General features: G+C 69.3%; 13 protein-coding genes and 1 tRNA gene. 6 read left to right on the forward strand and 8 right to left on the reverse strand.

All coding sequences use genetic code 11. From position 1 onward, the window contains the following. Nucleotides 1-49: 49 nt before the first annotated feature. Complete coding sequence (locus ACFQ91_RS09635) at nucleotides 50-358, forward strand: hypothetical protein (RefSeq protein WP_198498792.1); 309 nt, start codon at nucleotides 50-52, stop codon at nucleotides 356-358. Between the two features lie 54 nt (nucleotides 359-412). Here the strand turns inward: ACFQ91_RS09635 and ACFQ91_RS09640 are convergent, their stop codons facing one another. Continuing rightward, a complete protein-coding gene (locus ACFQ91_RS09640) occupies nucleotides 413-1,312 on the reverse strand; it encodes an aldo/keto reductase (RefSeq protein ID WP_198498793.1) in 900 nt (299 codons plus the stop codon). Nucleotides 1,313-1,384: 72 nt separating this feature from the next. Here ACFQ91_RS09640 and ACFQ91_RS09645 point away from each other — a divergent pair, with 72 nt between their 5' ends. Beyond that, nucleotides 1,385-2,218, forward strand: a complete 834-nt coding sequence (locus tag ACFQ91_RS09645; protein ID WP_198498794.1) for an undecaprenyl-diphosphate phosphatase — start codon at nucleotides 1,385-1,387, stop codon at nucleotides 2,216-2,218. Nucleotides 2,219-2,220: 2 nt separating this feature from the next. On the opposite strand, the gene ACFQ91_RS09650 is transcribed toward ACFQ91_RS09645, so the two are convergent. Continuing rightward, on the reverse strand, nucleotides 2,221-2,952 hold the full coding sequence (locus ACFQ91_RS09650; RefSeq protein WP_198498795.1) for a histidine phosphatase family protein: 732 nt from the start codon (nucleotides 2,950-2,952) through the stop codon (nucleotides 2,221-2,223). A gap of 54 nt (nucleotides 2,953-3,006) precedes the next feature. Between ACFQ91_RS09650 and ACFQ91_RS09655 the strand changes: the two genes are divergently transcribed. Beyond that, nucleotides 3,007-3,210: a DUF5703 family protein gene (locus ACFQ91_RS09655; protein ID WP_232623601.1), complete on the forward strand. Its 204-nt coding sequence runs from the start codon at nucleotides 3,007-3,009 to the stop codon at nucleotides 3,208-3,210. Between the two features lie 8 nt (nucleotides 3,211-3,218). After that, nucleotides 3,219-4,196 (forward strand): DMT family transporter, encoded by a 978-nt coding sequence (locus ACFQ91_RS09660; protein ID WP_232623602.1) that lies wholly within the window; start codon nucleotides 3,219-3,221, stop codon nucleotides 4,194-4,196. On the opposite strand, the gene ACFQ91_RS09665 is transcribed toward ACFQ91_RS09660, so the two are convergent. From ACFQ91_RS09665 to ACFQ91_RS09685, 5 genes are all read right to left on the reverse strand, one after another. Continuing rightward, nucleotides 4,150-5,457: a M20/M25/M40 family metallo-hydrolase gene (locus ACFQ91_RS09665; RefSeq protein ID WP_211979219.1), complete on the reverse strand. Its 1,308-nt coding sequence runs from the start codon at nucleotides 5,455-5,457 to the stop codon at nucleotides 4,150-4,152. The two genes, ACFQ91_RS09660 and ACFQ91_RS09665, sit on opposite strands and share 47 nt — an antisense overlap. 112 nt (nucleotides 5,458-5,569) lie before the next feature. Beyond that, nucleotides 5,570-5,657: transfer RNA gene (locus ACFQ91_RS09670), tRNA-Leu, on the reverse strand. A 137-nt stretch (nucleotides 5,658-5,794) separates the two neighbouring features. Continuing rightward, entirely contained in the window at nucleotides 5,795-6,655 is an 861-nt protein-coding gene (locus ACFQ91_RS09675; protein WP_211979218.1) for a MaoC/PaaZ C-terminal domain-containing protein, read from the reverse strand. Beyond that, on the reverse strand, nucleotides 6,655-8,010 hold the full coding sequence (locus tag ACFQ91_RS09680; RefSeq protein ID WP_211979217.1) for a 3-oxoacyl-ACP reductase: 1,356 nt from the start codon (nucleotides 8,008-8,010) through the stop codon (nucleotides 6,655-6,657). The genes ACFQ91_RS09675 and ACFQ91_RS09680 overlap by 1 nt, the downstream gene beginning before the upstream one ends. Continuing rightward, on the reverse strand, nucleotides 8,007-9,296 hold the full coding sequence (locus ACFQ91_RS09685) for an acetyl-CoA C-acetyltransferase (protein WP_211979216.1): 1,290 nt from the start codon (nucleotides 9,294-9,296) through the stop codon (nucleotides 8,007-8,009). The genes ACFQ91_RS09680 and ACFQ91_RS09685 overlap by 4 nt, the downstream gene beginning before the upstream one ends. Before the next feature lie 62 nt (nucleotides 9,297-9,358). Here ACFQ91_RS09685 and ACFQ91_RS09690 point away from each other — a divergent pair, with 62 nt between their 5' ends. Continuing rightward, complete coding sequence (locus ACFQ91_RS09690; RefSeq protein WP_376870582.1) at nucleotides 9,359-10,012, forward strand: TetR/AcrR family transcriptional regulator; 654 nt, start codon at nucleotides 9,359-9,361, stop codon at nucleotides 10,010-10,012. A 54-nt stretch (nucleotides 10,013-10,066) separates the two neighbouring features. Continuing rightward, nucleotides 10,067-12,103 (forward strand): acyl-CoA dehydrogenase, encoded by a 2,037-nt coding sequence (locus ACFQ91_RS09695; protein ID WP_211979214.1) that lies wholly within the window; start codon nucleotides 10,067-10,069, stop codon nucleotides 12,101-12,103. 13 nt (nucleotides 12,104-12,116) lie between these two features. Here ACFQ91_RS09695 and ACFQ91_RS09700 read toward each other — a convergent pair whose 3' ends face one another. After that, complete coding sequence (locus tag ACFQ91_RS09700; protein WP_211979213.1) at nucleotides 12,117-13,151, reverse strand: homoserine O-acetyltransferase; 1,035 nt, start codon at nucleotides 13,149-13,151, stop codon at nucleotides 12,117-12,119.

Consider the following 13,151-nt stretch of genomic DNA (forward strand, 5'->3'; position numbering starts at 1 on the left):
ATCTGCGCCGACCCTAGGCGTGACCGTCGTGCTGGGATACATTTGACTCATGAGCACAGATCCTCGTGAGGCCCTGGACGCATTCCTCGAAGCGGTGAGGGAGCACTTCGCCGCATCCGCACATCGCAATGGAGACCAAGACCCCCGAGTCGAAGCCGCGTACATGGCTTTGGCCGACGCCTTCGAGATCTACGAAGACGCCATCTACACCGCGTATGACGAAGTCACCCCGTTCGAGCTCTTCGACGACGTCGAGGATGCGAAGGCCGACGACGAAGACGAGGACTACGACGAGTTCGGCGTCGCCGATGACGACGATGACGAGGACGAGGACGACATCGACGACGCCCGGCGCTGACGCCTCACGAGGGCTGACCCTCACGAGGACCGGTGCCTGCCGGGAGCCGAGACTTCAGGAGATCTGCTCGAGCACCTCGGCGATCTCCGGTTCGAGGGTGACGTCGCTGCTCATGATCTGACCCAGCTGCTCCGGGGTGCGCGCGGAGACGAGGGTGGAGGCGATGCCGCGTTCGCGGTTGAAGGCCAGGGCGATGTCCGTCGTGCTCACCCCGAGGGCCGCCGCGGCCCGGCGCACGCCCGCGAGCACCCGCGACGCCCTGTCGTCGAGGTAGGGCGAGACGTAGTCGGAGAGCTCCCCCGCCAGCCGGGAGTCCTGGGGAGTGCCGCGCTGGTACTTGTCCGCAAGCACCCCGCGGCCCAACCCGGCACCGGCGATGAGGCCGATGCCCGCATAGTCGCAGGCCGGTCCGAGCTCGGCATCGGCGTCGCGGTTGAGCAGGGAGTATTCGCTGATCGCGCACGCGATCGGAATGCCGGCCCCGCGCATCTCGGCGAGCTGCCATCCCGTGTGGTGGGAGACGCCGACGTAGCGGACGGTGCCGAGCGTGAGCAGGGTGTCGATCGCCGAGGCGGTCTCGGACCTGTCGACCTCGGCGTCGAAGACGTCGAGGACGAGGACGTCGAGGTGCTCGCGGCCGATCGCGCGCAGCAGCTCGGCGACCTGGTCGAGGATGCGGGCGCGCCCGAGCCCGAGCTCGATGTGGGAGGACTCACTCAGCGACACCCCGACCCTGCCCATCACACTCACCGCGTCCGGCAGGTCGACCTGTCCGAGGACTTCGGCCGCATGGAGGCCTGAGCTGGGAAGTTCGAGGAGATTGCCGCCCGCCTCGGCGTAGGCGTCGACGAGCCTCTGCGCGTCCCGCCCGTCGACCCGATGCCCCCACTCGAAGGTGCCCAGACCCACATCGCTGACGTCAAGACCGGTCGTTCCCAGGCGGTTGGAGTTCATGATTCTTGAGGTTACCCGATTCGCCGACTACCGTGGTCACGTTCCCGCCAACCCTCTTCTCCTAGGAGACGCATGTACGAATGGCTCGTGGCCGCCGTGCTCGGAATCGTCCAGGCACTCACGGAATTCCTGCCGATCTCATCGTCGGCGCACGTGCGCATCGTCGGCGAATGGCTCCTGCCGGGTCGGGATCCGGGGGCGTTCTTCACCGCGATCATCCAGATCGGCACCGAGCTCGCCGTCGTCGTCTACTTCTGGCGCGACATCGTCTCCATCATCTCGAAGTGGTGCCTGGCGCTCGTCGGCAGGCATGACCGCAAGGACCCCGAGGTGCGCCTGGGCTGGCTCATCATCGTCGGGTCGATCCCCATCGTCATCCTCGGACTCCTCTTCCAGGACTACATCGAGACGACCTTCCGCAGTCTGTGGATCACCGCGACGATGCTCATCGTCTTCGGCCTCATCATCGGCCTCGCGGACTGGGTGGGGAAGAAGCAGTACACGATCGAGGACATGACCTGGGGACAGGGCATCGTCTACGGCTTCGCGCAGGCTCTCGCCCTCATCCCCGGCGTCTCCCGCTCGGGAGGCACGATCATGGCCGGCCGGTTCATGGGCTTCGACCGTCCCGCCGCTGCGCGCTACTCGTTCCTGCTGGCGATCCCCGCCGTGCTCGGGTCGGGCTTCTACGGCATCGTCAAGAGCCTCGGCGACACCGAGATGGTGCTCGGCTGGGGTCCGACGATCCTCGCCACCGTCATCGCGTTCTGCCTCGGCCTCGCCGTCATCCACTGGTTCCTGCGCTACATCCAGACGAAGTCGTTCGCGATCTTCGTGTGGTACCGCGTCGCGCTCGGCATCCTCCTCTTCATCCTCCTCGGCACCGGCGTCCTCGCCGCAGGCTGAGGTCACTCGGGGTCGCTGAGACCGCCGCCGCCGGGCACACCGGCCTCCGCAAGCCCGGCGGCGGTCACCGACATCGCCGTGAGCACCGGGAACGGCCCGGAGTAGTCGATGATCGTGAACGAGCCGGGGGCGACCGCGAGCCGCTGGAAGTCATCGAGCGGCATACCGAGCGCCTCGGCGATGATCGCCTTGATGATGTCGCCGTGGGAGACGATCATCCCCCACGCGGGCTTCGGCTTCTCCCCCGCTGCCGACGATTCGCTCGGCGGCTCGGGTCGCTGCGCCGCTTCCTGCTCCAGCCTCTCGAGCTCCCGGAGTTCGCCGACGAGGAACCGCACCCCGGACACGGCCCGGTCGGCCGCCTCGGCGATGGCCTCGCCGGCGGGGAACCGCATCGCCGAGGCGCGCCGGCTCACCGTCTCCCAGTCGGGTGTCGTGACGAGGTCGGCGAGGCTGCGCCCGGTCCAGTCCCCGTAGTCGAGTTCGACGAACTCCTCGCCGATGCGGGTCTCGGTCACCTCGATGTGCGTCTGTGCGATCTCGGCGGTCTGCACGCACCGCAGCAGCGGTGAGTGGATGAGGCGGGCGAAGGAGGTGTGCGGAAGCATCCGCAGCGTCGCCTCCAGTGCCCGGGTCCCGTCCTCGGTCAGCGACACGCCGGGGGTGCGTCCGGCGAGGATCCCTGCCGTGTTCGCGCTCGAGAGTCCGTGTCTGAGGAGGACGATGACGGGCATACGATCCAGATTAGCCCACATCGTCTACAGTGGCCCTATGAAGGAGGTGGGCGCATGAAACGCCAGCGACCGAGGATGACCTACGAGTTCCGGAAGGTCTCGTTCTCCAAGGACGTCCCGCGCTCCGTCAGTCTCCAGGAGCTCAACGACCAGGCCGAATACGGTCAGTGGGAGCTCGCACGGACCCGGATCTCCGCCGGGGGCACCCGCACCGTCTGGCTGCGCCGCAAGATCATGCCGCTGCCGACCGCCGGCTGATCGCGGGGTTGGCAACGCACTCGGGCTTCCTCTCCCTCCTCCTCGCCGGCTCCGCGACGATCCTCGCGGGGGCGGCGATGTCGCTGCAGGGACGCGCCAACGGTCTGCTCGGGGCGGTGCTCGGAGGCGCCGTCTTCGCCGCGCTCATCTCCTTCGCCACGGGTCTCCTCGTCGTCGGCGCAGTCCTCGTCGCGAGCGCGTCGTCGCGGGCCGCGGCCCGTGAACTCGTCGTCTGGGTGCGCTCGGGCCGGCTGCCGTGGTGGATGCTCCTCGGCGGGCTCAACGGCGCGTTCGTCGTCGTCGCCCAGGCGGTGACGGTCCCGCTCATGGGCGTCGCGATGTTCACGATGGCCTTCGTCGCCGGTCAGGTCGCCGGCGGCATCATCGTCGACGGCACGGCGCTGCCGCCCGGCGGCCGTCAGCGGCTGACGGTGCTGCGCATCCTCGGGGTCCTCATCGTCCTCGGGGCCCTCGTCGTCGGCGCCGCCGAGCGGCTCGACCTCGGGGTGCCGTGGTGGGCACCGGTGCTGCCGTTCATCGCCGGCGGTCTCGTCAGTGTCCAGCAGGCCTTCAACGGCCGCGTCCGGGCGGCATCCGGATCGGCCGTCGTCGCGACGACGGCGAACTTCGCGACCGGGTTCGTCGCCCTCCTCGCGGCCACCGCCGTCGTCATGGCCGGCGGTGCGCGGTGGCAGGGGTTCCCCACGGCGCCGGAGGAGTGGTGGCTGCTGCTCGGCGGAGCCTTCGGGGTGATCTTCATCGGGATCACCGCGCTCACGGTCGGTCGCCTCGGCGTGCTCCTCCTCAGCCTCTTCTCGCTGTTCGGGAACCTCCTCGGCGCGCTCCTCCTCGACTACCTGCTGCCGCTGCCGGGATCACTGGTGAGCGTGACGACGGTGCTCAGCGCCGCGCTCGTCCTCGTCGGGATCGCGGTGACGATCACGCCCGCATCAGGAAGTCGCCGAGGACGCGGGTCCCGAACCTGAGCGCGTCGACGGGCACGCGCTCGTCGACGCCGTGGAACATCGCCGGGAAGTCGAGGTCCCCGGTGAGCCGGAGAGGTGCGAACCCGTAGCCGGCGATCCCGAGCTCCGACAGCGACTTGTTGTCGGTGCCGCCCGAGAGCGTGTACGGCAGCACCCTGGCGTCCGGGTCGGCGGCGAGCAGGCTCGCGTTCATCTGGGCCACCAGCGGGGTCTGATAGTCGGCTTCGAGGGCAGGGCCCTGTTCGCTGACCTCGATGTCGATGCCCGGTCCGGCGAGTTCCTTGATCGTGAGCATGACGTCCTCGTGCTGGCCGGGAAGCGTACGGCAGTCGACGTATCCGGTCGCCGTGCCGGGGATGACGTTGTGCTTGTAGCCGGCCTCGAGGAACGTCGGGTTCGACGTGTTCTGCAGGGTCGGGGCGACGAACTTCGCGACGGAGCCGAGCTCGGTGAGCAGTTCGCCGATCGTTTCCGAGGTGAAGGCGATCCCGGTGATCTCCGAGACCCCTTCGAGCAGCTGTCGTGTCGCCGGGGGGATGTCCTGCGGCCATTCGTGCTCGCCGATCCGGGTGATCGCCGCGGCGAGCCGGGTGACGGGGTTGTCGTCGTTGCGCTGGGAACCGTGGCCGGCGGAGCCGTGGGCGATGAGGTTGAGCCATGCCAGCCCCTTCTCCGCTGTCTGGATGAGGTAGACCCGCTGTCCGCGGATGTCGACGGAGTAGCCGCCGACCTCGGAGATCGCCTCGGTGGCGCCGGCGAAGAACTCGGGGTGGTTGCGCACGACGTAGCGGGCCCCGTATTCGCCTCCGGCCTCCTCGTCGGCGAAGAAGGCGACGATGAGGTCGCGGCGGGGCTGGAGGCCCTGGCGGACCATGTCGCGGATCGCCGCGATGATCATCGCGTCCATGTCCTTCATGTCCACGGCCCCGCGTCCCCACAGCAGACCGTCCTTGATGACACCGGCGAAGGGGTCGACGCTCCAGTCCTCGGCGGCGGCCGGGACGACGTCGGTGTGGCCGTGGACGACGAGGGCCGGAGCCGTCGCATCGACGCCGGCGATCCGGGTGACCAGCGACGCCCGGCCGGGAGCGGATTCGACGATCGTCGACGCCAGCCCCACCTCGGCGAACCAGCTCTCGATGAGCTCAGCGGCCGGGCGTTCCGGGTTCGCCTTGTTCATCCCCCAGTTCTGGGTGTCGATGCGGATGAGCTGCTGGCACAGGGATGTGACCTCGTCCTCGGCGGCACTGAAATCAAACATGGAGACTCCCCTTCGACACGACGGTGCTGAACAGGATCAACGTTAACGCACGGGCGCGACGGGGAATGAGCGAAGGCCCTCCCGGATTCCTCCGGAAGGGCCTTCCCTGTTGTGCGCGAAGGGGGACTTGAACCCCCACGTCCGATAATTTGGACACTAGCACCTCAAGCTAGCGCGTCTACCAATTCCGCCACCCGCGCTGGCAACAGGAATTACTCTACACGCGTTCGGCGGCGGCGCAAAATCGAATCGGCCGTTTGTGACCGACCTCACTGCACACCGTCTCTGACCTCAGGCGATGCCTGTAGGCCGGCTCAGGCGATGCCGCCCGACAGCCTCAGGCGCTGCCGCTCGGTGCGGCCACCTCGGTGACGCTCGAGAGCACGTGCGGCTTGCCCTTAGCCGGGTCGAAGACCGCGAAGTCCGCCGCCTCGTGCCGCGCTCCCCCGGTGAAGGCGAACCCGACGGTCGCGGGAAGCAGGATCGGCTTCGCGAAGGAGACGTCCCAGCGGTAGGACTCGAGCCTGGGGTCGGCCGCAGCCAGCGCCCGGGACGCGGTGTACATCCCGTGCGCGATGACCTTGGGGAACCCGAAGCCGCGCGCGGCGAGCCCGTTGAGGTGGATGGGGTTGTAGTCGCCGGAGACCTTCGCGTAGCGCTGCCCGATGATCGGGTCGAGCCGCCAGCGCGCGGTCGGCAGCGGCGCGACGAAGTCCTCACGCGCCGGCTGCGGCTGCTCCTGCGCACCGGCGAGTCGCTTGCCCTTCGCCAGGTACGTCGTCGTCTCCGTCAGCACCGTCTCACCGTCGACCTGGGCGGTGACCTCGACGTCGATCGTCGTCCCCGCCGGATGCGCGAAGGGGCCGGCCAGCGAGACGGAGAAGTCGACGACATCGCCGATGCGCACCGGGCGGATGACCTCGACCCGATTGCGGATGTGGACCATCCCGACGAGCGGCAGCGGCACGGCGGGATCGCTGAGGAGCTGCATGCTCAGCGGGAACGCGAGCACGTGGAGGTAGCCGGGATGGACGACGTCGCGCAGCGGAGCCTCGATGACCTTCGCGAACCCCGCATAGGCGGTGGCGTCGATGGCGATGCTGCGCGCGATGGTCCTGTCCGGCAGGTCCGTGCCGGGACGCGTGCCGAACGGCAGGGCCTTGAGCACGGCCTTCGCGTAGACGGGAAGCATGCTCATCACGCACCCACCATGTTCTGCCCGCACACCCGCAGGGTCTGGCCGTTGATGCCGCGCGCCGAGGCGGAGGCGAGGAACGCGATCGTCTCGGCGACGTCGACGGGCAGTCCGCCCTGCTGGAGGCTCGAGAGCCGGCGCGCGACCTGCCGGGTGAGCGGGGGCATCGCCGCGGTCATATCGGTTTCGATGAACCCGGGGGCAACGGCGTTGGCGCTGCCGCCGAGTGCCGCGAAGTCCCCCGCCGAGGCGGCCGTGAGTCCGATGACCCCGGCCTTCGACGTCGCATAGTTCGTCTGCCCGCGGTTGCCGGCGATGCCGGAGGTCGAGGCGAGCGACACGACCTGCGCGCCCTCGGCGAAGCGTCCGGTCTCGAAGAGGCGGGAGTTGATGCGCGCCTGCGAGGCGATGTTGACCGCGATCACTGAGTCCCAGCGGGAGGCGTCCATGTTCGCGAGCAGCTTGTCACGGGTGATCCCGGCGTTGTGGACGAGGATGTCGACGGTGCCGTCGGCGGCCTCGGCGATCGCGTCGGCGGCCCCGTCGGCGGTGATGTCGAGCTGGAGGGACTTGCCCCCGACCTCGTTCATCACCTGCGCCAGCGCCTGCCCGGCCTGGGGCATGTCGACGCCGATGAGGTGGGCGCCGTCGCGGGCGAGCACGCGAGCCACCTCGGCGCCGATGCCCCGGGCGGCCCCGGTGACGACGGCGGTGCGCCCGGCGAGCGGACCGGTCTGACCGGTGGCGAGGAACTCGGCATCGGTCACGCTCTCGCCGGCACCCGAGGTCACGGTGATGAACTGGCCGTCGACATACGCCGATTTGCCCGACAGGAGGAACCACAGCGCCGACGCCACCGACGGCGCGTCGATGCCGACGCCGCGCCCGAGGAGGATCCCGTTGGCTGTCGCGCCGCGCCGCATTTCATGGGCCAACGACCGGGTGAGACCGGTGATGCCCTGGGTGGCGGCGGCCACCTGCGGCTCCTGAGCGGTCGGGTCGGGTGCTGCCGAGATCGTCACGACGCGACCGCATTTGGCCAGCGACCGCACCGCTCCGCCGAGGCCGAGCACGGTCTCGGAGAGCTCGGAGGGCGAGGTCACGTCGTCGAGGACGGCGATGATCGCCCGCAGCGACTCATCGGGGGCCGCGTGCCGCCTGACCTCGAATCCGTTGTCGAGGAGGAGGTCGGCGATCGTCTGGGCCCCGCTGCCGGAGCCTGTGACGAGGACGGGCCGGCGCAGATAGGACTCGGGGGTCGAGCCGAAGCGCTGGAGTTCGACGGGCTGCGGGAGACCGAGGGTCTTCGCGATCTTCCCGAGCGGTCCGCCCATGAGTTCGAGGTACTTGTCCTTCATGCTGCCTCCACGATCGCCGTGAGTCCCTGTCCGCCTGCTGCGCAGATCGAGACGAGGGAACGCTTCTTGCCGGTCTCCTTGAGGTACTTCGCGGTCGTCGCGATGATGCGTCCGCCGGTCGCGGCGAACGGATGTCCCGCCGCGAGCGAGGAGCCGAGCGGGTTGAGCTTCGACCGGTCGAGGGTTCCGAAGGCCCCGTCGAGACCGAGCTTCTCGCGTCCGAACTCCTCGGACTCCCAGGCGGCCAGATGCGCGAGCACTGTCGAGGCGAAGGCCTCATGGATCTCGAAGACGTCGAAGTCGTCGAAGGTCAGACCGTTGCGGGCGAGCAGCCGGGGCACGGCGTAGGCGGGAGCCATGAGCAGGCCCTCGGCTCCGTCGACGAAGTCCACAGCGGCCGCCTCGGCGTCGATGAGCCGGGCCAGCGGGGTGAAGCCGTGCTCGGCCGCCCACTCCTCGCTGCCGAGCAGGACCGATGCGGCCCCGTCGGTGAGCGGGGTCGAGTTGCCCGCGGTCATCGTCGCCGCGGTCGGCAGGCGCTTGCCGAAGACCGGGGAGAGCTTCGCGAGCGATTCGAGTGTCGAGTCGGGGCGGAGGTTCGTGTCGCGGCTGACTCCGAGGTACGGGGTCACGAGGTCGTCGAAGAAGCCCTCGTCCCACGCCCTGGCCAGTCCCTGGTGGGAGGCGAGGGCGAGTTCGTCCTGGGCCTCCCGGCTGATCTGCCATTCGGCGGTCGTGATCGCCTGGTGCTCACCCATGCTCAGGCCGGTCCGCGGCTCCCCCGTCGACGGCGCCTGCGGAGCGAGGTAGGCGGGGCGGATCTGCGCGGCGATGCGCACGCGCTGCGTCAGCGTCTTCGCCCGGGAGAGCTCGAGGAGGATCTCCCGCAGCGAGTCGTTGACGACGATCGGCGCGTCCGAGGCCGAGTCGACGCCCGCGGCGATGCCCGATTCGATCTGCCCGGCGTTGATCTTGTTCGTCAGGCTGACGACGGTCTCGAGGCCCGTGGCGCAGGCCTGGCCGATGTCGTAGGCCGGTGTCGTCGGGGACAACGCCGAGCCGAGCACGGCCTCGCGGGTGAGGTTGAAGTCCTTCGAATGCTTGAGGACGGCACCGCCGGCGACCTCGCCGATCGTCTCCCCGGCCAGCCCGAAGCGGGCGACGAGGCCGTCGATCGTGCTCGTGAGCATGTCGAGATTGCTCGCCTTCGCGTACTGCTTGTTCGACCGCGCGAAGGGAATGCGGTTGCCGCCGAGGATGACGGCGCGTGAGGTGGGTGCGGGCATGAGCGCCTCCGTGTCTGTCGAGGAATTAGCTGTTACCGACAGTACCTGATACCGTCTGTATCATGAAATCGCTCACAGACGGCCGCTCGACGCGGTGGCAGGAGCATCGCGACAGTCGCCGCCGCGAGCTGCTGCGGACGGTCCGCCATGTCGTCGACGAACACGGTGACGATCTGTCGATGGAGCAGATCTCCGAGCACTCCGGGACGACGAAGGCCGTGCTCTACCGCTACTTCACCGACCGCGCCGGGCTCCAGGAGGCGATGGGCGGCTGGGCGATGCAGGTGATCGCGAACTCGCTCGACGAAGCGAGCGCCTCCCGCGTCCCGATCGCAGACTCCGCCGGTCCGACCCCTGACCGCCGCGAGACCCTCGAGGCGATGATCCGCGCGTTCGTCAGCCTCGCCGCCGAGTCGCCGAGCATCTACCGCTTCTGCGACCAGGCCGTGGGGCGATTCGATCCCGGTGAGGAGGGCGGCTTCTTCCGCGAGGTCGCCGACCTCCTCGCCGAGCGCCTCGACCTCGATGTCACCGACGGACGGTTCGCCGGTGACGACGGGAAGCTGTGGGCCGCCGGCGCCATCGGCTTCGTCCGCGCCGCGACAGAGACGTGGCTCTCGGCCCCCGGCTCCCCCGAGGCGTTCGCCGCCTCGGTGAGCACGTGGCTGTGGGCGTCCCTGCTGCCCGAGGCCAGGGGCGCCCCGCCGACAGCCTGAGACACCCTTACGATTCGACCACGCACCGCCATCGCACAGACCAGGAGCACACGCATGACCGACTTCGCGCTCGACCTCGACCCCACCGCCATCCAGACCGTCCTCGACGGACGCTGGGCAGAGGCCCGCCGCCAGGGACGCAGCCTCGCCCTCGACGAGTCCACCCACCTCGATCCCGCTGACGACCTCGAGACCACCCGCGCGAACACGCTTGCCGCGGTCGGACTCATGGCCGGCACGAAGCTGCCGATGGCCGCGCTGCCGGAGACGCTCGGGGGCACGAACGAACACGCTAAGACCGTCGCCGGCTTCGAGGAGACCGTGACCGCCTCGCCGAGCCTGCAGATCAAGGCCGGAGTGCAGTTCGGACTCTTCGGCGGGGCGATCCTCCACCTCGGCAACCCCACCCAGCACGCCGACTGGCTCGTGCCCGCCCAGCAGGGAGAGCTGCTCGGATCGTTCGCGATGACCGAGATCGGCCACGGCTCCGATGTTGCCGCGATCGGCACGACCGCGACCTACGATGCCGCGACCGAGGAGTTCGTCATCGACACCCCGTTCCGGGCCGCGACGAAGGAGTACATCGGCAACGCCGCCCGAGACGCGCGGGCCGCCGTCGTCTTCGCCCAGCTCATCACCGCCGGGGTCAACCACGGCGTGCACGCGTTCTTCGTGCCCATCCGCACCGCCGACAGCCAGCCGCAGCCGGGCGTGAGCATCGAGGACGACGGTTACAAGGGCGGGCTGCGGGGAGTCGACAACGGTCGCTTCGCTTTCGACGCCGTGCGCATCCCGCGCACGAACCTCCTCGACCGCTACGGCGCGGTGACCGCCGACGGCGAGTACTCCTCCCCCATCGACTCGCCCGGACGCCGGTTCTTCACGATGCTCGGCACCCTCGTCCAGGGTCGCGTCTCCCTCGACGGGTCCGCGGTCGTGGCGAGCAAGCTCGCCCTCGACATCGCCGTGCGCTACGGGCTCGAGCGCAAGCAGTTCACCACCGTCGACGACTACACCGAGACGACGCTGCTCGACTACCAGCAGCACCAGCGCCGGCTCATGCCCGGCCTCGCCGCGGTCTACGCCTCGAGCCTCGCCCATGAGAAGCTGCTCACCTCGTTCGAGGAGGTGTTCTCCGGCGTCGACGACAGCGAGGAGAACCGCGCCCTGCTCGAGACCCGGGCCGCGGCGTTCAAGGCCGACTCGACATGGATGGCCCTCGACGTCATCCAGGAGTGCCGCGAAGCCTGCGGCGGTGCCGGCTTCATGGCGGAGAACCGCCTCGTGGGCCTGCGGGCCGACCTCGACGTCTACGTGACGTTCGAAGGCGACAACACGGTCCTCCTCCAGCTCGTCGCCAAGCGCATCCTCGGGGACTACGCCAAGGAGTTCGCACACATCGACGTCGGCGGGGCCGCCCGCTTCATCGGCACCCAGGCCGCCGAGCACACGCTCTACCGCAGCGGCCTGGCCAATGCCGGGCGCGCGATCTCCGACGTCTTCACCCCCAATCTCAGCGAGAGGCGGATCCGTTCGGGTCGCCTCCAGCGCACCCTGCTCGAGACCCGTCTCGAGGTCATGGTCTCCGGGCTCGCCGCAGCGCTGCGTCCGGCGGCGAAGATGCCGGCGGCGCAGGCGGCCGAGCTCTTCAACTCCCAGCAGCACGAACTCGTCGAGATGGCCCGCGCCTACGTCGAACTCGAGAAGTGGAAGGCCATCGACGAGGCGATGCGGGAGCAGAAGGATCCCGCCCAGGCGAAGATCTTCCGCCGTCTGCGCGACACCTACGGGCTCAGCCTCATCGAGAAGCACATCGGCTGGCACCTCATGTACGGCCGTCTGCCGATGTCGCGGGCACGGCAGGTCGGTGAGACGCTCAACCGCCTCTGCGCGAAGCTCGCGGCCAACGCCCTCGATCTGGTCGACGCCTTCGGCTACGGGGATGATCACCGGCGGGCGACGATCGCCACCGGCGTCGAAGCCGAGCGGCAGGCCGAGGCCGCCGCCCACTACCGGCGAGCCCGCGCCCAGCGCGACTACCCGGTGCCGGAGAAGCAGCTGAAGAAGGCCGCGAAGTCCCGCACCGCCTGATCAGCCGGGTGCCTCACGCGGTGAGGAAGTCCCGCAGCGCCGCGGACACGGCGGCGGCCTCGGTGAGGAAGCCGTCGTGTCCGACCGGGGAGTCGATGACCCGGTAGTCGACCCGCCCCGGCAGATGCTCCGCGAGCTGTTCGACCTGGGCCGGCGGATAGAGCCGGTCCGAGGACACGGAGACGACGAGGCTGTCGGTGCACGCCTGCGCGAGTGCCGTGCGCAGGTCGGCCGAGCGTCCCGTGCGCACATCGTGATCGCGCAGCGCCTTCGACAGGAGGACGTAGCTGTGCGGGTCGAAGCGCGCGGCGAGCTTCTTCGCCTGATGGTCGAGGTACGAGGTGACCTCGTAGTACCCGGCTGAGCGCAGCCGCCGGGAGAAGCGCTCATTGAGGTCGGCGTCGTTGCGGTAGGTCAGGTGCGCGATCTGCCGGGCGAGTCCGAGGCCGGCGGCGGGGAACCTGCCGATCGCCGCATAGTCGCCGCCGCAGTAGTCGGGGTCGAGTTCGATGGCCCGCTCCTGCGTCATCGCCCACGCGATCTGGTCGGCCTCGGAGAACGCGGGGGCGGCGATGATCGCGCACTTCGCGGTCTTGCGCGCATCGAGGAGACCGAATTCGAGGGCCCGCGCCCCGCCCATCGATCCGCCGATGACGGCATGCCAGGTCTCGATGCCGAGGATCTGCGTGAGATTGTGCTCGAGGCGCGCCATGTCCCTGATCGTCACCACAGGAAAGCGCGACCCGTAGGGCAGACCGTCGCCGAAGGCCGACTGCGGACCGGTCGTGCCGCTGCACCCGCCGAGCGCGTTCGCACAGACGACGAAGTACTCGTTCGTGTCGACGGCCCTCCCCGGTCCGACGACCCCCGACCACCAGTCGGTGGCCCGGGTGTCGCCGGTGAGCGCGTGCTCGACGAGGATCGCGTTCGACCGATCGGCGTTGAGGGTGCCGAAGGTCTCGTAGGCGATCTCGACGGTCCCGAACGTGTGTCCGGAATCCGTGGTGAAGCCGAGGATCGACTCCACGGACGTGCTCTGGGTGGTCAT

It is taken from the genome of Brevibacterium sp. NPDC056726 (assembly GCF_042790515.1).
In the GTDB taxonomy this organism is placed as follows: domain Bacteria; phylum Actinomycetota; class Actinomycetes; order Actinomycetales; family Brevibacteriaceae; genus Brevibacterium; species Brevibacterium sanguinis.